Source organism: Streptococcus sp. HMSC061E03 (genome assembly GCF_001813505.1).
Taxonomy (GTDB): domain Bacteria; phylum Bacillota; class Bacilli; order Lactobacillales; family Streptococcaceae; genus Streptococcus.
Genome location: NZ_KV812784.1, coordinates 67,723 through 93,588, shown reverse-complemented (window position 1 = coordinate 93,588; position 25,866 = coordinate 67,723). Strand labels below are relative to the sequence as shown.

General features: G+C 43.9%; 20 protein-coding genes and 1 pseudogene. 7 read left to right on the top strand and 14 right to left on the bottom strand.

Features of this window, described 5'->3' with window-relative positions; translation table 11 throughout:
- Positions 1-107: 107 nt before the first annotated feature.
- Both HMPREF2917_RS00700 and HMPREF2917_RS00695 read left to right on the top strand, forming a co-directional pair.
- Positions 108-1,562, top strand: a complete 1,455-nt coding sequence (locus HMPREF2917_RS00700; RefSeq protein WP_049490884.1) for a sucrose-6-phosphate hydrolase — start codon at positions 108-110, stop codon at positions 1,560-1,562.
- A complete protein-coding gene (locus HMPREF2917_RS00695; RefSeq protein ID WP_049471835.1) occupies positions 1,543-2,508 on the top strand; it encodes a LacI family DNA-binding transcriptional regulator in 966 nt (321 codons plus the stop codon). The genes HMPREF2917_RS00700 and HMPREF2917_RS00695 overlap by 20 nt, the downstream gene beginning before the upstream one ends.
- 71 nt (positions 2,509-2,579) lie before the next feature.
- On the opposite strand, the gene nusB is transcribed toward HMPREF2917_RS00695, so the two are convergent.
- From nusB to uvrA, 7 genes are all read right to left on the bottom strand, one after another.
- Positions 2,580-3,011 carry a transcription antitermination factor NusB gene (gene nusB / locus HMPREF2917_RS00690; RefSeq protein ID WP_003008602.1) on the bottom strand — a complete coding sequence of 144 codons (432 nt, stop codon included), beginning with the start codon at positions 3,009-3,011 and terminating at the stop codon, positions 2,580-2,582.
- Positions 3,004-3,393, bottom strand: coding sequence for an Asp23/Gls24 family envelope stress response protein (locus tag HMPREF2917_RS00685; protein ID WP_003005404.1), 390 nt, complete (start codon positions 3,391-3,393; stop codon positions 3,004-3,006). The genes nusB and HMPREF2917_RS00685 overlap by 8 nt, the downstream gene beginning before the upstream one ends.
- A 36-nt stretch (positions 3,394-3,429) precedes the next feature.
- Positions 3,430-3,990 (bottom strand): elongation factor P, encoded by a 561-nt coding sequence (gene efp, locus HMPREF2917_RS00680; RefSeq protein WP_003005479.1) that lies wholly within the window; start codon positions 3,988-3,990, stop codon positions 3,430-3,432.
- A 165-nt stretch (positions 3,991-4,155) separates the two neighbouring features.
- Positions 4,156-5,262, bottom strand: coding sequence for an SPFH domain-containing protein (locus HMPREF2917_RS00675; protein ID WP_061590914.1), 1,107 nt, complete (start codon positions 5,260-5,262; stop codon positions 4,156-4,158).
- Positions 5,263-5,270: 8 nt separating this feature from the next.
- Positions 5,271-6,254 carry a TIM44-like domain-containing protein gene (locus HMPREF2917_RS00670; RefSeq protein WP_070588713.1) on the bottom strand — a complete coding sequence of 328 codons (984 nt, stop codon included), beginning with the start codon at positions 6,252-6,254 and terminating at the stop codon, positions 5,271-5,273.
- A gap of 56 nt (positions 6,255-6,310) precedes the next feature.
- On the bottom strand, positions 6,311-7,378 hold the full coding sequence (locus HMPREF2917_RS00665; protein WP_049471837.1) for a M24 family metallopeptidase: 1,068 nt from the start codon (positions 7,376-7,378) through the stop codon (positions 6,311-6,313).
- Positions 7,375-10,200, bottom strand: a complete 2,826-nt coding sequence (gene uvrA, locus HMPREF2917_RS00660) for an excinuclease ABC subunit UvrA (protein WP_070588711.1) — start codon at positions 10,198-10,200, stop codon at positions 7,375-7,377. Before uvrA ends, HMPREF2917_RS00665 begins: the two co-directional genes overlap by 4 nt.
- A 121-nt stretch (positions 10,201-10,321) precedes the next feature.
- On the opposite strand from uvrA, the gene HMPREF2917_RS00655 reads away from it, so the two are divergent.
- Together HMPREF2917_RS00655 and HMPREF2917_RS00650 are read left to right on the top strand one after the other, a co-directional pair.
- Positions 10,322-11,266 (top strand): magnesium transporter CorA family protein, encoded by a 945-nt coding sequence (locus tag HMPREF2917_RS00655; RefSeq protein WP_031576884.1) that lies wholly within the window; start codon positions 10,322-10,324, stop codon positions 11,264-11,266.
- 28 nt (positions 11,267-11,294) lie between these two features.
- The gene (locus HMPREF2917_RS00650) at positions 11,295-11,972 is read left to right on the top strand and encodes a DUF1129 domain-containing protein (RefSeq protein ID WP_070588709.1); all 678 of its coding nucleotides are present in this window, start codon (positions 11,295-11,297) and stop codon (positions 11,970-11,972) included.
- A gap of 34 nt (positions 11,973-12,006) precedes the next feature.
- Here the strand turns inward: HMPREF2917_RS00650 and HMPREF2917_RS00645 are convergent, their stop codons facing one another.
- From HMPREF2917_RS00645 to rpsF, 4 genes are all read right to left on the bottom strand, one after another.
- Positions 12,007-12,528, bottom strand: coding sequence for a GNAT family N-acetyltransferase (locus HMPREF2917_RS00645; protein ID WP_070588708.1), 522 nt, complete (start codon positions 12,526-12,528; stop codon positions 12,007-12,009).
- Between the two features lie 156 nt (positions 12,529-12,684).
- Positions 12,685-12,924 carry a 30S ribosomal protein S18 gene (rpsR, locus tag HMPREF2917_RS00640; protein WP_000068664.1) on the bottom strand — a complete coding sequence of 80 codons (240 nt, stop codon included), beginning with the start codon at positions 12,922-12,924 and terminating at the stop codon, positions 12,685-12,687.
- Between the two features lie 41 nt (positions 12,925-12,965).
- The gene (locus HMPREF2917_RS00635) at positions 12,966-13,463 is read right to left on the bottom strand and encodes a single-stranded DNA-binding protein (protein ID WP_003008622.1); all 498 of its coding nucleotides are present in this window, start codon (positions 13,461-13,463) and stop codon (positions 12,966-12,968) included.
- 20 nt (positions 13,464-13,483) lie between these two features.
- Positions 13,484-13,774, bottom strand: a complete 291-nt coding sequence (rpsF, locus tag HMPREF2917_RS00630; RefSeq protein WP_003005040.1) for a 30S ribosomal protein S6 — start codon at positions 13,772-13,774, stop codon at positions 13,484-13,486.
- A 303-nt stretch (positions 13,775-14,077) separates the two neighbouring features.
- Between rpsF and HMPREF2917_RS00625 the strand changes: the two genes are divergently transcribed.
- The 3 genes from HMPREF2917_RS00625 to HMPREF2917_RS00615 are packed head-to-tail and all read left to right on the top strand — an operon-like array spanning position 14,078 to position 16,407.
- Positions 14,078-15,130, top strand: coding sequence for a bifunctional glycosyltransferase family 2/GtrA family protein (locus HMPREF2917_RS00625; protein ID WP_070588707.1), 1,053 nt, complete (start codon positions 14,078-14,080; stop codon positions 15,128-15,130).
- Positions 15,117-16,019 (top strand): phosphodiester glycosidase family protein, encoded by a 903-nt coding sequence (locus tag HMPREF2917_RS00620; RefSeq protein WP_070588705.1) that lies wholly within the window; start codon positions 15,117-15,119, stop codon positions 16,017-16,019. Before HMPREF2917_RS00625 ends, HMPREF2917_RS00620 begins: the two co-directional genes overlap by 14 nt.
- Positions 16,000-16,407 (top strand): hypothetical protein, encoded by a 408-nt coding sequence (locus tag HMPREF2917_RS00615; RefSeq protein WP_070589696.1) that lies wholly within the window; start codon positions 16,000-16,002, stop codon positions 16,405-16,407. The genes HMPREF2917_RS00620 and HMPREF2917_RS00615 overlap by 20 nt, the downstream gene beginning before the upstream one ends.
- A gap of 66 nt (positions 16,408-16,473) precedes the next feature.
- Here HMPREF2917_RS00615 and HMPREF2917_RS00610 read toward each other — a convergent pair whose 3' ends face one another.
- From HMPREF2917_RS00610 to HMPREF2917_RS00600, 3 genes and pseudogenes are all read right to left on the bottom strand, one after another.
- Positions 16,474-20,970, bottom strand: coding sequence for an SGO_0316/SGO_0317 family LPXTG-anchored serine peptidase (locus tag HMPREF2917_RS00610; RefSeq protein WP_070588704.1), 4,497 nt, complete (start codon positions 20,968-20,970; stop codon positions 16,474-16,476).
- Between the two features lie 85 nt (positions 20,971-21,055).
- Positions 21,056-25,443 (bottom strand): annotated as a pseudogene (locus HMPREF2917_RS00605) (SGO_0316/SGO_0317 family LPXTG-anchored serine peptidase).
- 225 nt (positions 25,444-25,668) lie between these two features.
- On the bottom strand, positions 25,669-25,866 hold a 198-nt coding region (locus HMPREF2917_RS00600; protein WP_256324238.1), incomplete at its 5' end, for an LPXTG cell wall anchor domain-containing protein.

Genomic DNA, 25,866 nt, shown 5'->3' with positions numbered 1-25,866 from the left:
AATAGCTGTCAATCGTTTGACATTTTTTGCCATTTTTTTCATTTATCGCTTGCATTTTTAATAGGAAATCGGTACTATGGAAGTAAGAAAAAATTCGGAGGAATAAAATGGAATGGACAACTGAACGTCGTTACAGACGTTACGAAGACTGGACAAAAGAGGAAAAGCAAGCCATCCAAGATCATATGGCCAAATCTCCTTGGCATACACACTATCATGTTGAGCCAAAAGCTGGTCTCTTAAATGATCCTAACGGTTTTTCCTACTTTGATGGAAAATGGATCTTGTTTTACCAAAATTTCCCATTTGGTGCAGCCCATGGGTTAAAATCATGGGTACAAACAGAAAGTGAAGACTTGGTTCATTTCAAAGAAACTGGTGTAACGCTTCTTCCAGACACAGATCTGGATAGCCATGGAGCTTATTCCGGATCAGCCATGCAGTTTGGTGACAAACTATTCTTATTCTACACCGGAAATGTTCGTGATGCAGAATGGGTTCGTCATCCTTACCAAGTCGGTGCTTTGATGGATAAAGACGGCAAGATTGAAAAAATTGACAAAATCTTGATTGATCAACCGGCTGACTCTACGGATCACTTTCGTGACCCACAGATTTTTAATTTCAAAGGTCAATTCTACGCTATCGTTGGTGGTCAAGACCTTGAGAAGAAAGGATTCATCCGTCTCTATAAGGCTGTAGATAATGACTATTCCAACTGGGTTACAGTCGGTGACTTGGATTTTGCAAACGATCGGACAGCTTATATGATGGAATGTCCCAACCTAGTCTTTGTAGGAGACCAACCCGTTCTCCTATACTGCCCTCAAGGCTTAGATAAAGCCGTTCTCGATTATGACAATATCTATCCAAATATGTACAAGATTGGGGCAAGCTTTGACCCAGAAAAGGCCAAAATGGTTGATGTATCTGAATTGCATAATCTCGACTATGGTTTTGAAGCCTATGCCACTCAAGGATTTAATGCTCCCGATGGACGTGCCTATACTGTTAGCTGGCTAGGTCTTCCAGACGTTTCTTATCCAACGGATTCCTATGACTACCAAGGAGCTCTCTCACTGGTCAAAGAATTAACCATCAAAGATGGCAAGCTCTACCAATACCCAGTTGAAGCCATCAAAGACTTGCGCGCTGAGAGTGAGGAATTTGCCAACAAGGCACAAACCAAGAACTGCTATGAATTGGAATTGCAGTTTGAAAAGGATAGCCAGAACGAAATCGTCCTCTTTGCCGATGCAGAAGGGAAGGGCTTAGCTCTCACATTTGATCTGGCTAAAGGATTGGTCACAGTCGATCGAAGCCAGGCTGGTGAGCAATATGCCCAAGAATTCGGTGCGAGCCGTAGCTGCACAATCGCTAACCAAGCAACAACCGCTAATATTTTCATTGACAATTCGATTTTTGAAATCTTTATCAATAAAGGAGAAAAAGTATTTTCTGGTCGGGTCTACCCACATGCAGATCAAAATGGAATCTTGATCAAGTCTGGAACCCCTACTGGAACTTACTACGAACTTGATTATGGTCGCAAAGCTAACTGATGTCGCCAAACTCGCCGGTGTCAGCCCTACTACTGTCTCACGGGTTATCAATAAAAAAGGATACCTGTCTGAGAAAACGATTCAAAAAGTCCAAGAAGCCATGCGAGAATTAGGCTATAAACCTAACAATGTTGCTCGAAGCCTCCAAGGAAAATCAGCCAAGTTAGTCGGCTTGATCTTTCCCAACATCAGCAATGTTTTCTATGCTGAATTAATCGACAAACTAGAACACCAACTCTTCAAACATGGCTATAAAACCATCATCTGCAATAGTGAGCACGACTCCGAGAAAGAGCGCGAATATATTGAGATGTTGGAGGCTAACCAGGTAGATGGCATCATTTCAGGAAGTCATAATTTGGGCATTGAAGATTACAACCGGGTAACTGCTCCTATCATTGCTTTTGACCGCAACCTCTCCCCAGAAATTCCGGTTGTTTCTTCAGACAACTATGCTGGTGGAGTGCTAGCAGCAGAAACTTTAGTAAAAACCGGAGCCCGAAATATTATCATGATCACAGGTAATGACAACTCTAACTCCCCAACTGGCTTGCGTCATGCGGGATTTGCATCAGTTCTACCTGAGTCCATGATCATCAATGTTTCCAGTGATTTCTCCCCTATTCGCAAAGAAATGGAAATCAAACAGATTTTAACCCACCACAAACCAGACGCTATTTTTGCCTCCGATGATTTGACGGCGATCTTGATCATGAAAGTCGCTAGAGAATTAGATATTCAGATTCCTCAGGATTTGAAAGTGATTGGTTATGATGGAACCCAGTTCATCGAGACCTATACACCTGAACTGACAACCATCCAACAACCCCTCGAAGACATTGCTATCCTCATGGTGGATCTTTTACTCCAAAAGATCGAAGGAAAAAAAGTAGCGACTACCGGTTATTTCTTGCCCGTTAGTCTCCACTCTGGAAAAAGTGTCTAAAAGCAATATCCCCTCAGTAGAAACTGTGGGGATATTTTTTACCAAAAAAAGAGCCATCGGCTCTTTTTTAATTATTCTTCTGTCACAAATTGACTGAGGACACCGTTGACAAATCGTGAAGAGGTTTCATCTGAAAAGGCCTTGGCCAATTCCACCGCTTCATTGACTGCGACGATCTGTGGTGTATCAAACTCTGTCATTTCATAAATTCCCAGACGAAGGATATTTTTCTCTACCAAGGTCAAGCGCTCAACAGTCCAGCCGGTTTTCAAATGTTGACCGATTTGTTGGTCTAGTTGATCTTTTGACTGATAGACACCCGTCACGAGATTCATGAGAAAGGCAGGAAGATCGACTTCTTTGTCTTCTGCTAGGTCCTTGTCATGTAGATAAGCAAAGCGACAAGCTTCAACAATGTCTCCATCGTATTCCAAGGCCATCAAGGCTTGGAAGGCACGCTCACGCAAATCTCGACGTGATTCTAATAAAATTTCATCAGTCATTGAGGAAGTCCTCATTAAACAAGTCTTTCAAGTCTGGTTTTGGAGATTTTTCCGTTGCGATACCAACAACGTGAATGTTGACAGCATCCAAGGTTACATCTGCCATATCATAAACTGCAGACTTAACCGCTTTTTGAATGGCTACAGCGACAGATGGTACAGCCACTCCATATTCTAAATAGAGATAGATGTCTACTGAAACTTGACCATCTTCTTCTGTATGAAGGTAGACGCCACGTCCAAGGGAGCGTTTGGATAAGCTATCTGAAACACTCTTGTTTTCAAGCGAATAGACACCCTCTACTTTTGCTGTCGCAATCGCAATAATTTTTTCTAATACACGTGGTGCAATAACGATGTCACCAAATTGTTCAGTTGCCATAGAAGTTCCTTTCTATTTGACACCCTGAGATGTCTCTTATGCACGAGAAACGTAAGTTCCTTCAGTAGTGTTAATGACCAATTTTTGTCCAGCTTCGATGAAGTCAGGAACGTTTACGACCAAACCAGTTTCCATTGTAGCAGGTTTACCAGAACCAGTCACTGTAGCACCTTTGATAGATGGTTGAGTTTCTGCAACAGTTAATTCAACAGTTGTAGGAACTGTTACACCGATCACTTCGCTTCCGTAGAATTGAATTTTTACTTCTGAATTTTCAAGGATGTAAAGCAATTCTTGTTCTACATTCACAACTGGAATTTCATATTGGTCATATGTTTCCGTGTTCATGAAGTAGGCTGTATCATCCATTTTGTACAAGTATTGAGCTGGGACAGTTTCGATAATCGCTTGTTCAAATTTTTCTTCTGGACGGTAGCTTGTATCAAATGTTGAACCAGTACGGACATCACGCAATTTCATACGCATGATAGTGTTTCCTTTACCTGGTTTGTGGTGGCTAGCTTCCAAAACGCGGATCAATTTTCCGTCAGCTGTTTCAAAAGTCATACCAGCTTTCAATTTACTTGCTTCAATCATGTTTTATTACCTCTTTTTTAAAAATAGATTACTCTTTATTGTAACACACTATTTGATTTTTCTCAAACAGCAATTTTCCCTTTTTAGGAAGGCTAGAAGGCGGAGAGAGATTGCAGAAACGAGTCCTTCGAATCTCTACATCTCCAACTCCATCTTCACAATTCCTTATTGATCCACAGGCACAATATTGCCATCCGCATCTTTGGTGACATGGACATACTTTCCATCTACTTCAATGTAGAAGGTATGAGGCTTGTCTTGAGCTGGAGAGGCTTGTTTTTGAAGGTCATTGCCAAGGGCTTGACCCAAGTTCATCCCCATGATCATGTTCATGCCATTACCACCTTCATTTTTAGCAGCTGCGACCAAGGCCTCATTGCGAGCACGACGTTCTTCGATTTCAATGGTATTGTACTTCATCGCTGCCAATTCACTGTCCAGTTTATTGACCTTGGCCATACTGTCTGCATCGTAGCTCAAATCTTCGATGAGGACATTGGTTAATTCGATACCATATAATTCTGTCCAAGTTTTGTTGACTTCGCGTTTTGCAACTTCATTGAAGACATCTTGGTCCGCATTGATATTGTAAATGTCCGCCTTATTTTCTGCTGTATATTTTGAAATGGCCACTGCAATTTTTGGAGCCAGGTTTTGGCGTAAGGTTCCCTGAGCCACATCTTCCAAGGTAAATGGCTTATCTGTAGTGATTTGACGACTGACTGCACTGATGTAAAAGAGTACAGGATCTGCTACTTTAACATCATAAAGACCATAAAAACGAATACTAAGAAGTTGTTGGTAACGGTCGCTAAAATACTCGACTGGATTTTGAGTGCCAAATTTATTTCCTGTAAAAGGTTGCATCCGCACAAAAATAATTTCTTGTTGGGTGACCACTTGGCCTCCAAATGAGAAACGATTCTTGAACTGATCCCACGTTCCTTTCACACCACCCTTTTCAAACAACCAGGCATTTTCACCGGCTTGCCATTCGTGGCTCCCTGCTTCTAGAAGGTCTCCTAGAAAAGTTCCATTATTGACCAAGAGAGCAACATAGCCTTGGGGAACGATGACGACAGAACCATCTGTCAATAGGCCCGTATTTTGGTTACTCTGACGAGAGCGCCCATCTGGATCTTTGGTTAAGAGCTGTCCCTTAATGGCCAAAGCTGTTGCTGGAACAGCTTCTGGCAGGGTAATGGCTTCCTTAAATTTACTATCTTGAAAACTTGAAATGCCCGCTGAAAGGGCTGCTTTAATAAATCCCATACATTCTCCTATCTGTAGAATTCAATTTCATCCACAACTTCGTAGACATCCAAGACCCAATCTTTTGGATTGTGCTTCAAGGATGCTTGGCAATATTCACACTTGTCGATTGAATCGATCGTCAGTGGCGCACCACAGTTCGGACAGTGATCACTAACGACTTCTGAATTCTTAATGATCTCTGTCTGAGCTCCATGTTCACGGAGGAAGACCATGCGGTAAACGGTAAAGAGATCTTTGGTTGGATCCCCTTCGATCACACGACCCGTTTCATCATTTCGGATGTAATCTCTCATCGTCGAAGACAGAATAACTTCAATGCGGTCATTGCCTTCTGGATTTTCGATAAAGTCTTTGATCTTCGAATCTTCCACACGCACGCGCTCTAGAACATTGGTTGTTTTGGCGCGAATATGCTCTTGCAACTGCGTCAAGTGTTGCTCATAAAGACTGGTACTTTCTAAGTTCCGTACGGAATTCCAATCTTTTTCTGTCCAGGCAGACTGCAATTGAAGATAAACCAGCTTGACTTGCGACAAGAAGCGGTCTTCATCAAACATTGGATCCAGTTTACGGATGCGACGAATCGCTTCATAGTTGTTCTCAATTGGTCGACCAGCCCGTTCTTCGGTAGTCCGTTTTGGACCACTATTTGAAGAAAATGATTCATCACTATCATTAGCTTCTTTTGCAATATTGTAGACAAATCCAATCAATCCAATGATGGCGACAACTGCTACCGCACCACCAGAGTCTGTTCCTGAACTAGAACTGTAGCTACTGGATCCACCAGACCAGCTGCTGCCACCAGACCAACTACTTCCGCCATCGGACCAGCTACTGCCACTATCGGACCAACTGCTACCGCCACCTGAATCAATCAAGCTACTGCCACCACTATCTGTATTACCGACACCTGCATGGGCAGAAGGAACAAATACAAATAGCAGGACTACTAGAAGAATTCCAACTATTACACTTCGTTTTTTCATAGGCCTCTTTTCTTATCTTTGTTTGTTACACAGGGGTTAAGAAAATACTGTCTATTTTATAGGACAATCAATTCTTTAGGAGCAAGAGTCAAGACTTCACAGCCAGTTTCTGTGATCAAGAGGTCGTCTTCGATCCGCACACCAGAGAGGCCTTCGATATAAATACCTGGCTCATCTGTTAAGACCATCCCTGCTTGAATCGCTTCTTTAGACGTTTGGCTGAAGTATGGTTCTTCGTGGATATCTAGCCCAATTCCATGACCGATTCCATGCGTGAAGTATTGACCATAGCCGGCTGCCTCGATCACATCCCGAGGGATTTTATCAAAATCACGGAAGCCAAGTCCATCTTTAGCCGCAGCAATCAAGGCTTGATTGGCTTTCAAAACGGTTTCGTAAATTTCTCTTTCCTTGTCGCTGACATGTCCTGCATAGATAGTCCGTGTCATATCGCTGACATAGTGGTCATACAAGCAACCAAAATCAAGGGTCAAGGCATCTCCTGCTGAAATGACCCGATCACTTGGAGTCGCGTGAGGCATGGCAGAACGTTCACCAGCTGCTGAAATAATATCGAAAGATACACCAGAAGCTCCCAACTCCCGCATTCTAAAATCTAGGAAAGTCGCCGCTTCCAACTCAGTCGTTTTTCCAACCTTGATATAGTCCAAAATATCATGGAAGGCTTGATCAGAAATGCTACAAGCTTTTTTAATGGCCGCAATCTCGGTCTCATCTTTAATCAAGCGCAATTCCATGACAAAGTTCGCTAGAGATTGAAGGCTAATGCCACTGAAAACAGAAGCCATACGGGCATGGTAGGCTACCGTCACTTCGTCCTCAAAACCAAGTTCTTTGATGCCAAGGTCCTTAACGATCTCTGCAGCTGCAGTCAACTCATCGCGTGTTTCCACAATCTCTACAAAGGGGAAACAAGTCGCATGGGCATGGATGGTGTAGCGCGAATCTGTAAAGAGGACCACGCGTTCTTCTGTCACCAAAGCGGTCCCGTTTGAACCCCAGAAATTGGTCAAATAATAAACATTTTTCAAATTGTTAATCAATACCGCTTTGAGGTTTTGGGCTTTCATTTTGTTTCTTAAGTTGCTGATCCGTTGATTCATTGTAATTTTCCTTTCAAATATTGTCCTGTGTAACTAGCAGGATTTGCTGCTACTTCTTCTGGTGTTCCGGTCGCAATAATGGTTCCACCACCGACACCGCCTTCGGGCCCTAAATCGATGATATGGTCTGCGGTCTTAATGACATCCAAATTGTGCTCAATCACAAGGACCGTATTGCCATCATCTACAAATCGCTCTAAGACTTTGATCAAGCGAGAAATGTCTTCGGTATGGAGTCCAGTCGTTGGTTCATCCAAGATATAGAAGGATTTTCCTGTAGAGCGCTTGTGCAATTCAGAAGCCAACTTCATCCGTTGCGCCTCCCCACCTGAAAGAGTAGTCGCTGGTTGGCCTAGTGTTACATAGCCCAAGCCCACATCTTGGATGGTCTTGAGTTTGCGTTCAATTTTTGGAATGTGCTTGAAGAATTCAACTGCCTTGTTGACCGTCATATCCAGCACTTCTGCAATATTTTTTTCCTTGTAGTGGACTTCAAGGGTCTCACTATTGTAACGACGTCCATGGCAGACCTCACAAGGAACGAAGACATCTGGCAAGAAGTGCATTTCAATCTTGATGATCCCATCTCCTGAGCAGGCTTCACAACGCCCGCCCTTGACATTGAAACTAAAGCGGCCTTTTTTATAGCCCCGAATTTTGGCTTCATTGGTCTGAGCAAAGAGATCGCGAATGTCATCGAAGACGCCTGTATAGGTCGCTGGATTAGAACGAGGAGTCCGACCAATCGGGCTTTGATCAATGTCGATCAAGCGATCGATATGCTCAATCCCCTGAATGGTCTTGTATTTCCCTGGTTTTTCCGAATTGCGGTTGAGTTTTTGAGCGATGGCTTTTTTCAAGATGCCATTGATCAAGGTCGATTTTCCAGAACCGGAAACTCCAGTGACTGCGATGAATTTTCCTAGAGGAAAGCGTGCTGTGATGTCTTGTAAGTTATTCTCACTGGCCCCCGTAATTTCAATATAGCGACCATTTCCTGAACGGCGCTCTGTTGGAACCGGAATCTTGCGCTTGCCGGACAAGTACTGACCCGTGATGGATTTGCTGTTGCGAGCCACCTGCTTTGGAGTTCCTGCTGCAACGATCTCTCCCCCAAAGACACCGGCACCTGGGCCGACGTCGATCAGGTAGTCTGCCTCTCTCATGGTATCTTCATCATGTTCGACGACGATCAAGGTGTTGCCTAAATCGCGCATTTTCTTGAGACTGGCAATCAGGCGGTCATTGTCCCTTTGGTGGAGGCCGATAGACGGCTCATCCAAGATGTAAAGGACACCAGAGAGGTTGGAACCGATCTGGGTTGCCAGGCGAATGCGCTGGCTTTCTCCACCCGATAAGGTTCCAGCCGATCGTGACAGGGTCAAGTAATTGAGCCCCACATTGTTTAAGAAGGTCAAGCGATCCTTAATCTCTTTTAGGATCGGTCTTGCAATCGTAGCTTCATTGTCCGTTAAGACCAACTGATCCACAGCTTTTAAGTGGTCCGCAATCGAAAGATCTGACACTTCCCCTATATGCATCCCTTTTTCTCCTCCGACACGAACAGAGAGAGCCTGGTCATTGAGACGGTAGCCATGGCAGGTCGCACAGGTCAATTCGTTCATATAAGAGCGCATTTGGTTGCGGGTGAAATCACTATTGGTCTCACGGAAACGACGGTGAATATTGTTTACGACCCCTTCAAAAGGAATTTCGATATCTCGAACTCCACCAAACTCATTTTCATAGTGGAAGTGGAATTCCTTCCCGTTTGACCCATAGAGGACCAAGTCCTTTTCTTCTTGAGAAAGATCGGAAAAAGGTCGGTCCATATCAACTCCAAAATGGATCATGGCCTGCTCCAACATCTGTGGATAGTAGTTGGAAGAGATCGGATTCCAAGGAGCAAGTGCTCCTTCGCGAAGGGTTAAGCGATCATCTGGCACCACCAAATCCAAGTCCACCTCTAGCTTAATACCCAGCCCATCACAGTCTGGACAAGATCCAAAAGGCGCATTGAAAGAAAAGAGGCGGGGCTCTAATTCAGGAACGGTAAAGCCACAGACTGGACAAGCATAATGCTCAGAAAAGAGTAGCTCTTTGCCATCCATGGTATCAATCACGACATAACCATCCGCAATCCGAAGGGCTGCTTCAATCGAATCAAAGAGCCGCGAGCGGATGCCCTCTTTGATCACGATTCGGTCCACAACTACTTCAATCGTGTGCTGCTTGCTTTTAGACAGTTCTGGAACCTCTGTCACATCATAGATCTCACCATCGACCCGCACCCGGACATAACCATCTTTTTGCACCTTTTCAATGCTATTCTTGTGCTGGCCTTTTTTCTTGCGAATAATGGGAGCTAAAATTTGCAGGCGTTGGCGCTCTGGTAATTCTAAGACTTGATCGACAATTTGCTCAACCGAAGAAGCCGTAATCGCTCCATGCCCATTGATACAATAAGGCGTCCCTACACGCGCATAGAGCAAGCGCAGGTAGTCATTGATCTCTGTTGCCGTCCCCACTGTAGAACGGGGGTTTTTACTGGTCGTTTTTTGGTCGATGGAAATGGCTGGACTCAAGCCGTCAATGGAGTCCACATCTGGTTTTTCCATATTTCCCAAGAACTGCCGGGCATAGGCCGATAAGCTCTCCACGTAGCGGCGCTGGCCTTCTGCATAGAGGGTATCAAAGGCCAGACTGGACTTTCCAGAACCAGACAAACCCGTCACCACGACCAATTTGTCCCGTGGAATTTCCACGTCTATATTTTTTAAATTATGGGCGCGTGCCCCATGAATGACAATTTTATCTTGCATGTTCTTACTCTAATCACCTTTTTGTTAACCTCCATTATAACAAATTTTTTAGTATTCTTTTATCCAAAACCGTCCTTTTTCTGATATAATGTTAAGGTGTAAAAAAACAAGGGGAGGCACCATGAAACAGGTCTTTTTATCGACAACGACTGAATTTAAGGAAATAGAGACGCTGGAACCCGGTAGCTGGATCAACCTTGTGAACCCTTCTCAAAGTGAATCGATGGAAATCGCTTCTGCTTTTAATATTGATATTGCAGACTTGCGGGCTCCACTCGATGCGGAAGAAATGTCCCGTATGACCATCGAAGACGAGTATACCTTGATTATCGTAGACGTTCCCATCAAGGAAGAGCGGAACAATCAGACCTACTACGTGACCATTCCGCTAGGGATTATCCTGACAGAAGAGGCTATTATCACGACTTGCTTGGAGAAACTGCCGCTTCTCGATATCTTTATCAACCGACGCTTGCGGAATTTCTATACCTTTATGCGGTCACGCTTTATCTTTCAGATCCTCTATCGCAACGCTGAACTCTACTTGTCTGCGCTTCGTACCTTGGATCGCAAAAGCGAGCAGATTGAAAGTCAATTGCACAAATCAACGCGTAATGAAGAGCTGATTGAATTGATGGAGTTGGAAAAAACCATCGTCTACTTTAAGGCCTCTCTGAAAACCAATGAACGCGTGATCAAGAAATTGACCAGTGCTACTAGTAACATCAAGAAATACCTAGAAGACGAGGATCTGTTGGAAGATACCTTGATCGAAACCCAGCAGGCCATCGAGATGGCAGATATTTATGGAAATATCCTGCACTCCATGACCGATACCTTTGCATCGATCATCTCCAACAACCAGAACAATATCATGAAGACCCTGGCCATGGTGACCATCGTCATGTCCATCCCAACCATGATTTTCTCTGCCTATGGGATGAACTTCAAAGACAATGAATTACCGCTCAATGGAGAACCAAACGCCTTCTGGCTCATCATTTTCATCGCCTTTGCCCTGACCGGGTCTCTCGTCGTCTACCTCATCCATAAAAAATGGTTCTAACACCTACTAATAACACTAAGGAGTATTTATGTCTCAATTTGATTTGAATCAACTCAGCAAGAAAAACCAAGAATTTATCCGCATCGCCAAACACCAATTGCTTGAAAACGGGAAATCAGAGGAAGAAGCAGAAAGCCTCATCCAAGAAATCCTTCCAGCTATCCATGAAAACCAAGGAAAAGGGATTCCGGCACGGACTCTTTTTGGAGCTCCAACTGTTTGGGCGAATTCTTTCAGCGAGAAAGAACGCTATGAAAAAGAGCATCCGAAATTAAACGATGCTCCCTCCCTTATGATTTTGGATTCCTTCCTCTTTATCTTTGGTGTCTTTGCTGCGATTAGCGCCTTTATGAACTTGGTTGCACCGCGTCGTACTGGCTATGGGTTGATCACCTTGATCCTTGGAAGTTTGACAGGTGCTCTGCTCTTGTATCTCATGTACTACTTCTTCTATCAGTATATGGATGGCACAAAAGATCGCAGTGAGCGTCCCTCTCTTTGGAAATCCATGCCGATTCTTGTCGGCGTCATGTTCCTTTGGGTCATCGTCTTGTCCTTTACCTCATTACTTCCACAAGTCCTCAACCCAACTATTCCAGATGTTTTTGCCATCGTTTTAGGAGCTCTAGCGCTTGTCCTTCGCTTCTATCTCAAGAAACGCTTTAATATTAAAAGTTCGAGCACAGCACCCACAACTCGACGCTAAAAAGAAACGGATGAAGTTTTCATCCGTTTTTGTTTTACTGTATTTCCCTGTTCAACCTTTTTGAAAAATAGAGGACTAAATCATCATTGTTTTCACAAGAACTGTAAGGGGCCAAGGGCTGATCCCTAAACCAAACTCCAGATCCATCTGGGATATAGCCCCGTTTGACATACAGTCTTTGAGCTGGGCCATAACCCGAGTGTAAACCAACCCCTAAAGTAACAATCTCTGATAGTAGCCGGACTCTTTTTTCTGCCTCCTCTAAGAGTTGATTCCCAATCCCTCGATTTCTAAATGGTTCAAAAACATTAAAATCAGATAGTTCAGGATAAACTCCCACAAAAGGGCCGTGCTTGGCAGCAGGCAATATAGTGATATAGCCTGCCACAAATCCATCCGACTCAGCTACTAATACGTCCCTCTCTCTATTCTCCTGCTCCTGAAAATAGCTAGTCAAGATATCCTCTCTACCCGGCCACTCTTGGTGGATAAAAGCTTGAGAGATGTGCTCAATATCTGCCTTTATCATCCTCCTGATGATTACACCTTCCTTCATAGTTCCCTCCTTGATACCTTTCTCCCCACATTATAACACGATTAGAGCTAGGGAAAGGTCAAAGAGGTCCACCGGACCTGAAAAAAAGACCCACCAGGGTCTTACTCGCTTTCTTGTTTTCAAGCTCGTGAAAAAGAGGTCCCCCGGACCTCTTTTTTAATCTTCGTTTACGAAAGGCATCAAAGCCATTACGCGAGCGCGTTTGATAGCTGTTGTTACTTTACGTTGGTTCTTCGCTGAAGTTCCAGTTACACGACGAGGAAGGATTTTCCCACGTTCTGAAACGAAACGGCTAAGAAGCTCAGTATCTTTGTAATCGACATATTCGATTTTGTTTGCTGCGATGTAATCAACTTTTTTACGGCGTTTGAATCCGCCACGACGTTGTTGAGCCATGTTTAATTCTCCTTTATAGTTTTAATTCGTTAAACCCATTCTTAGAATGGAAGATCGTCGTCTGAGATATCCATTGGATTAGCTCCAAATGGATTTTCTTCACGACCAAAGTTTGGCGCTGCATTGCTTGGTTCAGATCCACCAAAGCTTGGAGTTGCATTTCCAGCAAAACCACCGTTGCCTGATGAATAGCCACCACCTGCATGCCCTTCGCGTGCTGCACGGCTTTCCAATAGTTGGAAGCTGTCTGCTACGACTTCAGTGACATAAACACGTTGACCTTGCTGGTTTTCGTAATTACGTGTTTGAATGCGACCGGTAATCCCAATCAAAGCACCTTTCTTAGCCCAGTTGGCTAAGTTTTCTGCTTGCTGACGCCAGATCACACAGTTGATGAAATCGGCTTCGCGCTCTCCATTTTGACTCTTGAAGTTGCGGTTGACAGCTAGGCTGAAAGTAGCAACTGCTTGATTGCTTGGAGTGTAGCGAAGTTCAGCATCACGGGTCATACGACCGACAAGTACAACATTGTTAATCATAAGTCACCTCTGATGATTTCTTACGCGTCAACTTTTACGATCATGTGACGAAGAATGTCACCGTTGATTTTTGAAAGACGGTCGAACTCGTTAAGAGCTACAGCGTCGTTCGCTTCAACGTTTACGATGTGGTAAAGTCCTTCACGGAAATCTTGGATTTCGTATGCAAGACGACGTTTTTCCCAATCTTTTGATTCAACAACAGTTGCACCGTTGTCAGTCAAGATAGAATCGAAACGTGCTACCAAAGCGTTTTTAGCTTCTTCTTCAATGTTTGGACGAATAATATAAAGAATTTCGTATTTAGCCATTGATAATGTTCCTCCTTTTGGACTAATGACCCCCTGTCTTTGCAAGGGGTAAGTGAGGTTTACTCACAAGAAACTATTATACCAGACTTTTCGAACAAAGGCAAGAATTATCTTTAGGATTTGAAAAATGATTCTGGACGTCCCCTTCGAGAAAAAAGAAAGAAATGTCCTAAAAAATGACATTTTATAGAAGAAACCCCTCCCCTTCTTTCTCCTCTTTCCTTAAAGAAAACTGATATCAGTTAGCTTTAAGCTTGAGTCTTTATACTAGCTACAACAAATCTCAAGAAACGAGGAACGATTATGAATTATCTTATCATCCCCGCCTATCAACCGGATCTGAATCTTGTCAAACTGGTTCGCCTGGTTCACGCTAAGAGCGATCTCCACATCATCGTCATCGACGATGGGAGTGACGCTGACAAGAAAGTGATCTTTGACAAATTAGAGGGTCTTGCGACAGTTCTGACTCATGAGCACAACCAAGGAAAAGGACAAGCACTCAAGACTGCTTATGCCTACATCCTAGAAAGAGGCACCTATGGAAGCATTGTTACAGCTGATGCAGACGGTCAGCACAAAATTTGGGATATTTTCAGGGTTGTTAACCAATCTCAAGAGCATCCTGGAACACTTATTCTAGGAGCACGCGCCTTCTCTGGAAAAGTTCCTTTGCGTTCTGCTTTCGGAAATAAATTGACTCGTTTCTTGTTTAAGCAACAAACAGGGGTCGCTGTGACAGATACGCAGACTGGCCTTCGAGCCTTTACAACCAACATGATCCCCTTTATGTTAGAAATCGAGGGACAACGGTATGAGTACGAAATGAATGTACTCCTCGCAGCAAGCAAATCCTTCCCCATCGTGGAAGTTCCCATCGAGACGGTCTACATCAATGACAACGAAGGCTCCCATTTCCGACCTATTCGAGATGGCCTCATGATCTACAAGGACATGTTCAAGTTTGCCCTCTCCTCTCTGAGTAGTTTTATCGTTGACTATCTGGTCTACGCCTTCTTCCTTTTCGTGATGATGGCCGTGCCCATTAGTCTGCGTATTCTCCTAGCGAATGGGATCGCTCGTGTGACGAGTTCCATCTTTAACTACTCGACCAATAAGCACCTGGTCTTTAAGAATAAAGATAGTGTCGCTAAAACTGGAAGTGGCTACTTTGGTCTAGCTCTTGGCCTCTTTATTCTCGATACGCTCTTGATTCGACTCTTCTATACTGCTTTCGGGCTCAATCTCCTGATCAGTAAGATTGTCGTCGGCTTCCTCCTCTTTCTGGTCTCATGGGTGATCCAGAAAAAAGTGATCTTCAAAGAAAGGACTGCTCCCCACCATGAAATTCTTTAAAAAATCCTACACCTATGCTGCCTGCTTTGGCCTTCTTTTGACCAGCAGTTTTAGCTACTCGATGCTCAAGACCTTTGTCTTATCCGATGCCATCCAAACCGTAAAAGCTACGACTACGGACACCAAGGCAGCCAAAAAAGCAGCTGCATCGGCTACAACGACCGATACTAGCTATTCAGATGACAATATCCAGGTGAACCTAACAGAAAAAACGGTTGAAAATACCCAGGTTTACATTGCAGATATCACAGTCAGCTCATCTGACTACCTCAAAACAGCCTTTGCACAAAACACTTACGGAACCAACGTGACTGCTAAGACCTCTGTCACAGCCGCCAACAACAGTGCCATTCTAGCAGTGAATGGTGACTATTACGGGGCTAACAGTACAGGATACGTCATCCGAAATGGAGTGGTCTACCGCGATACCGTTCGGGAAGATGCAAGCAATGGTGACCTAGCCATTTACAAGGATGGATCCTTCAAAATTATCTACGAAGACGAGATCTCTGCAGATCAATTGGTCAAGGACGGGGTCGTCAATCTCCTCGCTTTCGGTCCTTCCTTAGTTGAAAATGGAGAAATTACTGTCGATACCAACTCAGAGGTTGGGCAATCTATGGCATCCAACCCACGGACAGCGATTGGGATCATCGATGAAAACCACTACATTATCGTCGTGTCAGACGGACGGACTTCAGAAAGTGAAGGCCTGTCTCTCTACCAATTAGCAGAAGTGATGAAGTCTTATGGCGTTAAAACAGCCTACAACCTGGATGGGGGTGGATCTTCTACCCTTTACTTCAATGGCCAAGTTATTAACAAACCAACAACAAATGGTACTATCTCAGAAAGGGCGGTGAGTGACATTGTCTACATCGGTTACTAATCCTATTAAACAACGGTTTAAAAAAACGATTCTCTGGTACACTCTGATTTCAGCTTTCTTCTTCGTTGGAAGTCGCATTTACGAACACTTTAGTTTTGGCGAAACCTCCGCCTTCATGCACTACCTCTTCTTGATTCCTTTGATCGGTGGCGCCCTACTAGTGGCTCTACAGTTGATGGTGAAAGGCTTCTCTCGACTGAGTCTCAATCTTTGGAATTCAGGAGTAGCTACGCTCACAGCCGGGGCCCTCTACCGAGGGATTGTCAACCTCTCTGGTCGATCTACCACAATGGATCAACCCTATTATTACCTTGGAGTTGCCTTTCTAGCACTAGCTCTGATCAGCCTCTTCTTTGTCCGCAGTGTCTGGGTGGAAAAAACAGCCTAAGATATCAAAAACGTCCGTTTCTTAAAAGAACGGACGTTTTTTAGGGTAACTTAACGGATGAAGAACTTAGCCTTCACGTTTTTTGCTGGCTACAAATCCTGCTAAAGCTAGTGAGGTCATGCCAAAGAGGCTAAGGACGGTTGAAGCCAATTCATCTTGACCTGTTTTTGGAAGACCAGTTGCTTGTGTAGCAACTACTTCAGCTTGACCACCCGTATGATAAGTGACAGCGACTGGTTTGTTTGTTGCCACTTCTTTTGTTTCGCTTGCAACTGGTTGAGCTGGAGTTACTGGAGTTTCGGATACTACTAGTTGGTCTGGGGTCACTGGGATTTCTGATTGACGACTTGGCACTTCATCTATCACTAGTGTCGGATTTTCTGGTTGAATCCATGGTTCTACAATCGCTCCACTGTGTACCTCTGGGTTTGGCTTGATAACGTCTTTGACCAAAGAAAGAAGATGGTAGTTGATCCGATTGCTCACTTCATAAAGGAAATCATTTTCCGCAACATGATAGCCTGCCGGGAGATCGACATGGACACGATAGGAACCGTTCATCAGCATCGTCTCAAAGCGCAGAAGATCATAGATGCTTTGTGGGAGAAGTCGGCTGATACCGTCATTCCCTACCACTTTTACAACCGTTCCGGCTGGGACTGGCTGATCAAATCCAATGGTCAATTTATTTTCATCTAAATAATGGAAGGCAAAGGTTACTTTTGGATGTGGATTCTCAGGTGAAACGGTCACCTTTTTCACCAGCTCTGTTCCCCAATCATAATGGTAATCAGATAGGGTGATCTTGGCTGTATAAGTACCAAAAGGCAAGTCTGGGAAGGTGCCACCATTATAGGAAGCATTGAACTCTCCTTCCACTACACGTCCTTGGTCGTCCACCACTTGGTAACGAACGACGGATGGATAATAAGAAATGACTTCGCCACTGCTATCTGTGAAGACGACTTCTAGGGTACCCTTTTCAGCCTTCGGTTTTTCAGACTCTGTCTCACTTGGTTGTTCATCTGAACTGGTTTCATTCGTCGGAGTCGTTGCCTCTACTTTCTTTCCTTCAATGTCCATCTCAGTGGTATTGTAGACCTTATCCCAGATGGTATAACGAACAGTAGAAGGGTCCACTCCTTCTGGAAGAAGATAGCTACCATCCTCTTGGGGTTCCAAGGCCACTGTTTCCCCATCTTTGACGTAGGACAGATAAGTCCCTGCTAAACCACTACCGGTTTCAAGTACCTTACCTGGTCGGAAAATCCGTGTTGCTGGATCGTACTGAGCACTTCCAGACTCGATGCTTGGAGCCGTATTGTCAATCTTAACCTTGAAGTTAAGCTCTTGTTGCTTGGCCCCTGAAGCAGTTGGACGGTAAGTGATCACAAATTGGTATTCCCCATCTGGTAATTGCTTGCCGTCTTTGTCCAAGCCTTCCCAAGAGATTTCATAAAACTCTTCACTGCGATTCCCAATCCGGTAACTCCAGTCCGTCTTACGATGTACTTCATTTCCGACCTCGTAAATTGGATTAGCACGAGCTGTGTCATCCTTCTTGTAGACTGATAGGTGTACATTTTCAACATTGCGAAGCATGACGGCTTTTACCTTGACACTATCAAAGCTGGAATCGTTGTTCGGAGAGAAGTAGAGTTGATCCCCGTCAAAGCGATCCCCATCCTGACCAAGAGTTTTGGCTACGGACTCTCCATTTTCATAGACATAACTAATCAAAGAGGTAAAGTGATTGTCTGGATGACGCTCTGGAGTTTCTGGGACTTTTTCATCTGGATAATCGGTCTTATCCTTGTAGTAGTAAAACGGCTTGTCGCTACCTGTATATTCGTAGATAGGCTTTTCAATGCCACGCAGATTTTGGTAATCCCCATGGAAACCAACATAAGGGAGGCTGACCAGATGTTTTTGGGTGCTGGCATCTTTAACCAGTACAAAACCTTCTAAGAAATAACCATTTGGCATTTGCTTGCTGAGCTCTTCCTTGTACTTGCTTGCATCAACTGCTACGTGGATGGTCCGCTGACCATTGGCTGGGATAGTGACCGTTTCCTTACCGTCTAAAGTTTCTAATAGACGAGGATGGAGGGTGAATTTGCCATCTTGAACTTGATCTGTCTGAAGAGTGGTTTCATATCGAACAGACTTATCTTGATTGGAAAGATTGTGGATGGTCACATCAAATTCAAAGGTATCTGTGACATTGCCAAGTGTCAGGCTACTTTTAGCATCTTTTGCCGTCACATAGAGATCACCTAGTGCCGCAGCTGTGACATCCATAACCCCCGCTCCTTGCTGACGAACAGAGGAATAGGCATGCGTTTCCTCATCTACATGAGGGATCGCTGTACTCATAGTCATTTGTTTGACTAGAACCTGTAGTTGTTCTGGGCTAAGATGAGGGAAGCGCTCCTTCAAGGCTTGTTTCACCAGTACAGTGGCTCCCGCAGCATGAGGAGAGGCCATGCTGGTTCCCCTATCCATATAGTACTCCCCATTATTAACAGATGAGTAGATCATTCCTCCTGGAAGGGTGACATCCGGTTTGAGATCCCCATCAGCTGATAGCCCCCAAGAGGAGAAGTCAGATAGTTGATTGGCTGCATCGTAAGGCACACGTTTGAATTTATTGGCAATATGGAGCTGGTAATCATTGGCATGTTGAGCCAAAACAAGTCCAGCAGCGTGGCCAATAACCCCAACTGGGAATCGTTCCCCCAGTCCTTCTAAGTCAAAGCTTACAGGATTATTGCCCTGCTCTTTAGTCTGGTAGAAGATCACCCCTGTAGCACCAGCTCTTTTCAGCTCTTTGACCTTATCCACATCCGAAACTTCGCCACCTCGCTCCGTAAGGACTAAGTGCCCATTGATACTATCAGCTTGGTAGTGGTCGATCCCTCCCTTTTCCACATGGAGATAGCTTTGAGAGATGGTTGTCCGAAAGGCGTCACGTTCTACAAAGGAATGCATCGGAATCTTGCCCTCTGGGAAGTCTTTTGAATCTTTTAATGCATCTACGGTCAAACTTGCTTCTGTCGACTCATGCTTGGTTAGACTATTAATAGACGCGACTGAGATGACATTTGGATTGACGGAAGGCGTCCCTGTCATTCCGTAATCTGGTGTGGTGGCCAGTGGCTTGCTGTGCCAGAAGCCATTGGTCGCCATATTGGTAGAAGCGACTGTAATGGTTACTCCCGCCTTTCTTGCTGTATCAAAGGCCTGGCGAGTGATCTCTCCAACATCATAAACAGAGCCTGAAGCTGTTCCCAAACTCATATTGATGGAATCCGCCCCTAATTTGACCGCATCTTCTACCGCTTTAGTGTAGATGAAATTTTGAACTTGACCTCCCTTGGTATCTGAGAAAACACGTAGAAACATCAGTTGGGCTTCTGGAGCAACACCACGGATAATTTCACCATTTGGAGAAGGTTGAGAAGCGTTTCCCACAGCAGTTCCTGCTACGTGAGCCCCGTGTGAAATTGGATCGTCTTCTTTGACATTGTCGTCCATATCACTGTAGTTATGAATGTAGACAATTTTATTGTTGTACCATTTGCCGTAAGTGATCCCCGCTTTTTTCTTAGCCTCTTCAATTTCCGCTTCACTCTTGTACTTGGCCTTACTGATATCTGTCAGACGAAAAACATCATGAGCAGGGTCCACACCGGAATCAATGATCGCAACTACCTGCCCTTGACCCTTGATTCCCTTATCCCAGAGGGGTTGTAAATTGATCAGACTATTTTCTTCACTGACCTTGGTCGTAGTTGAAGTCGGTGATGTAGGTGTAGGCTGTGTTTCCGCCACTCTGGTCCGACCAAGTGGAGCATAATCTACAGCGTCTACACGCGCTAGTCCCCGAATCTTTTTAGCATCTCCATAAGTCGTCTCTAGAGCCAAGCCGTTAAAAAGCAGATTAAAGTCATATAATTTTTTAAATTGAATGGATTGCTTTTCGAGCTCTTTCAAAAACTGTTCATGATCCTGATTGGTTTTTTCGATGCGAGTTTCTTTTGAAGTCGGAGATACTTCTCCAATGCCCTCAGAAACCTTTTCTTTCAAGCGAACCAGCACCTCAACTGGGCTTGTTTCTTCTAAATTTTCCTTTACTGGCTCAATAGAAGTCGTAATTGGAGTAGCAACCCCATTTTCTTTTGGCGCTTCCGCAACAGAAGGCGAAGCCTTCTCTGCTTCTACTTGATTTGTAGCCGAACTGCTTGTATCGATTGAAGATGAAGGTAGAGACTGATTTGTCTTTTCCTTACTCTCAATCTCAGCTGTAGCAAGGTTTTTAGAAGCAGTATCTTCTATAACTGAAGTGGGCATACTGTCCTTGGTAGCCGGAATCGGTTCTGCTGTTTTCTCATCTGTTGCTGCGGTTTCTGGCACCACTACAGAAGGCTCTACGACAGAGGGTGTTGGTACGATCGTATCAGCTGAAACGGCTGAACCCATTAGAAAGGTACCAATCAAAACAGAAGCGACTCCAATTGCGTATTTACGAATGGAAAAACGCTGTTGTCGATGAAATTCCATAAAAACTCCTTTTTACACACTAGGTTAAGGTAGCTTCACACTACCTTAACCCTTATTTTATTCTTGCAACTAAACTAATAGAAGATTATCCTTGATCTGGACGATTTTTCTTCAAGCGGATAGCACCAAAAGTGAGAAGAAGAACCATCAAACCTACCATCCCTGTTTGTTCATTTTCTTGTCCTGTATTTGGAAGAGAAGGTGATGATTGACTTGAAACCTCTTTAGTCGACGGATCCATTTCTGATACTCTTTCAAGATCTTTCTGGAACATTGGACGGATATCTGTCTTTTTCGCGACTATTGGATGGCTATCGATTACAGCCGGTTGTTTTCCTTTTTCACCTTCTTGCGTCATCGTTGACGGTTGAGGAGATGGAATAGAAGAAGATGGGATAATTGGATCTTCTACCTGGTCATCTGAAACTTCGATAAAACTGGTCAAGTAACGATTGATACGCTCACCAACTGTATAGAAGAAGTCGTTTTCCACTGCACGATAACCTTTTGGTAGATCAATATGGATCTGATAGTCTCCATTCACCAGAATCTTTTCAAAGGTCTTCGGTTCATAAAGAGTTTGATCCAACTCCACTTTCTGACCGGTCTTTTTATCGATGGCAAAGACGCGGGTGCCGTTTGGAAGTTCTTTATCAAAGACGAGATCAAAGCGATTTTTGTCGATATAGTGGTAGACAAATTTGACCACACCTTCTGGATGCTCTTTGCTCAATTCAACTGTTACCGTTGTTGGAGAAGCCCAAGAGTAATTTTGGTCTTGACCGACGACTTTTACAGTATAGGTTCCAAATGGAAGAGTTGGTAGTGGATCTTCATAATAAATATTAAATTCCTTATCAATCCGATTTCCTTTGCTGTCAAACACTTGGTAACGCATCATTTCTGGATATTGATTGGTCGCCTCTCCTTTTTCATTGACAATTTGTACTTCTAAACGGCCGACTGTAGCTTCACTAGTTTCATGTGTTGGACTTGCATCCTCTGTTCCGGCTTTTTCAGTCGTACTTTCTTCCGAGACAGTCTTTCCATCCAAAGTCAAGGTATTGGTATTATTGACCTGATCCCAAATATAGAAACGCACTGTTTTTAGATCGACTCCTTCAGGGATGAGATAGGTTCCATCTTCGTTTGGAGTGATTTCTACTTCCTGACCATCTTTTTGGTAGGAGAGGTATTTACCAGCTAGCCCACTACCCGTTTCAACAATCTCACCTGGCTTAAAGAGGCGCGTTGTTGGATCATACAGATCCTTGGTGTTAGCCAATTGTGCACTTGCTTATCGACCTTGACCTTTAAGACAATCTCTTGAGGTTTGGCACCAGGTGTGCTTGGACGATAAGTGACTACATATTGATAGTCCCCATCTGGAACAAGCTGATTGTTATTGTCCTTGCCTGCCCACTGTGTCGCATAAAGAATCTTACTACGATCGTTGATCCGCCAGCCATAATCTGATTTTTTCTGGCTCTCATTGCCTTTTTCAAAAATTGGATGTTCTCTCTTGATATCATCCGCACGATAAACTGTCAGGTGAATATTGTCCACATTTCTTAAGACCACTGCATTGAGTTTGACACTATCATAGGATCCATCATCATTTGGCGAGAAGACGAGCTGATTTCCATCGTAATGCCCATCTTTTTCTCCCAGGACAACCTGTACTTCTTTGCCCCCGCGCCAAATAGTGCTGACCAAGGCTGTAAAGTGATCTCCTGAGTCTTTTTCAGGGTGTTCCGCTTTTTCATTTGCGTAATAATAGAATGGTTTTTCATCCCCAGTGAAGGCATAGATAGGTTTTTCAATTCCTGGTAAATCTTGATAGTTCCCTTTAAAACCAATATATGGAAGACTCACTAATTCTTTCTTGGTTTTGGCATCTTTAAAGAAGACAAAACCTTCTAAAAAGTAACCGTTTTTCATTTGATTGGTGAGCTCACTTGTATAGTTACTAGTATTCACAGAAATCGGAACCGTCACACTTCCCATAGCTGGTACATAAATGGTTTTTTCGTCTTCTTGATCCAGTAGTTGGCGCATCTTCAAGGTAATACGTCCATTTTCCACTTGATCCGTATTAACGACCGTATGGTAAGTAAATTCTTTTGCTTCTGAACTAAGATTATGCACAGTGACATCAAATGTGAAGGAATCCTTGACATTGCCAAGAGTCAGACTGCTAGTTGTTCCTTTCCCACCTGTTACAAAGACATCGCCAAAGGCTGCAGCTGCAGCATCCATAAGACCAGATCCTTGTTGGCGGACAGAGGAGTAGCTCTTGCTTTCCTGATCAAAATGAGGTTTGGCTGTACTCATGACTAATTGTCGCAAAAGCGTATGGATTTGCTCTGGGCTATAATTTGGGAATCGTTGTTCTAAGGCTTGCTTAATCAAGGCTGTCGCCCCTGCCGCATGAGGTGTCGCCATACTCGTACCTGCATCCATATCATAGGAACCATCTGGAATCGCTGAATAAACCATTCCCCCAGGAAGGGTAACATCTGGCTTGAGTTTTCCTTCAGCAGAAAGCCCCCAACCAGTAAAGAAGAGCATCTTGTTTGCTTCACTATAGGGTACTTTCTTAACTTCTTGATGGAAAGTTAGCTTGTACTCTCCAGCATGAGAAGCTAGCTCTTTTCCGATAGAATGACCAAGTACACTGACAGGATAGAAGGATCCCCAATACCCCATGGAAAGATTTTGAAGAGTATCTCCTTGTTCCTCATTTTGATAAACGAGGACCCCTTTTGCTCCAGCTTGTCTGAGGGCGTTGACCTTATCTTCATCCGTTACATCGCCACCACTTTCAACCAAGGCAATTTTGTCTTTTACAGCAGCATTTCGATAAGTGTCTTCTCCGCCTTTTGGTACTGAAACATATGTTTGAGGACCTTCTACTGGGAAGATCAACCGATAAACGGGTAAATCGACCAAGCCGTTTTGGAATTCTTTTTTATCCTTTAAAGCTGGGATTTCAAGGCGAATGGTCGTTTCGTGATTGATATTATTATTGAAGGCGCCAATGGCAAGAACCCCATCTTCAATGGAGGGTTCATCGATCGTTCCTGTATCTGGAGCATCTGCTTTTGGTTTGGCCTGCCAATAACCACTTACAGCATAGTTTCCTGCTGCGGCATTGATAACAACACCGGATTTACGAGCGAATTCAAAGGCTTGACGAGTTAAGGGATTAGTGTCTGCTTCAGACCCATTGACCCCACCAAAACTCATATTGATGGTATCTGCACCTAGTTTAACCGCATCCTCAACTGCTTTGGCTACGATAAATCCTTGTTCCGTCATTCCTTTCTTATCAGAGAAAACACGCATAAAGATAAGCTGAGCTTCGGGTGCGACGCCTTTTAAATATTCACCAGTTGGGACTGGTTTTGTCGCATTCCCCACAGCCGACCCTGCCACGTGGGTCCCATGTGAACGCGGATCATCTTCTCGAATCTCATCGTTCATATCAGAGTAATTGTAGGCATAGACCACCTTATCGTTGTACCATTTCCCATAAGTAATGCCTGCCTTTTTCATTGCCGCTTCCATCTGCTCTTTATTCTGGTATTTGGCTTTGCTTTTATCGGTTAAACTAAAGAAATTATGGTGGACGTCAAGGCCTGTATCTAAAACGGCTACCACCCGACCTTGGCCCTTGATTCCTTTATCCCAAAGGGGTTGCAGATTGATCAATTCATTCTCATCGCTCACCTTTGTAGGAAGAAGGGTGTTCTGCTTATTTGAGCTAGGCTCTCCATCCGTTCTAGCCGTCAATGGGGTAATTTCCACCTTTTCAACACGTGCGAGTTGCCGAATCTTCAAAGCATCCTTGTACTTGGTTTCTAAAACGAATCCATTAAAAACCAAATCAAAATCTGCCAATTTTTTGTACTGAATTCCTTTTTCCTTCAATTCATTTAATACAGTTTCCTTGATTGGAGCATTATTCTGGATCTGCTCTGCAATACTTGGAGACGTTGCCGTCTCTTGCTTCTTCGTCTCCAAGCGTACCAAGGCCTGAACAGGGGCTTCATCTGCCACAGTTTCTGAAGTACTTTCTTTATTTTCTACTGGATTCGCTTCTGGAATAGATTGATCCTGCTGCTCTTTCTTTTCAACAGCTTCTTTTTCAGGTATAGGATCCGAGACCGGTTTTGTTGGAGTCTGTGAAGGGGCTATCTCAGGAGTTTTATCAGGTATGGGTTGCTCTTGTGAAGAAGTTTCAATATTGACTTTATCAGTTGGAAGAGCTGCAGCTGAGTCTTTGTCCTGACCAGCTGTCGGATTCACTGCCTGACTTTCTTCTTTTGCTACGATAGCAGGAGTATTCAGTTGCCCTTCCTGCTCCTCAGCCAAAACAGTCGCACCACAAAAAAGGCATCCGACAAGTACCGATACCAAACCGACTGCATATTTACGGAAAGAAAACCGTTGTTGCCTTTCACTTCTCATCTACATGACCTCCTATGTCATTATTATATTTGTAAGCGGTTGCTTGCTTCCATTTTAGCTCTTCTCTCTATCAAAGTCAATAAATTATAGTAAAATTCCTAAGGTATAATAAATGATTGATTCTTCTGAAAATTCCACCCATAAATAAAAAAGAAGCTCCCTGTTGGGAGCTCCTGATTCTTTTTATCGAGAATTTTTTGACCCTATTGCTAGTCTCTTTTTCTCTTAACCTTCACGTTTTTTGCTAGCTACAAAGCCTGCTAAAGCTAATGAGGTCATACCAAAGAGGCTAAGGACGGTTGAAGCCAATTCATCTTGACCTGTTTTTGGAAGACCAGTTGCTGGTGTAGCAGCTACTTCTGTTTGTCCACCCGTATGATAAGTGACAGCAACTGGTTTGTTTGTTGCCACTTCTTTTGTTTC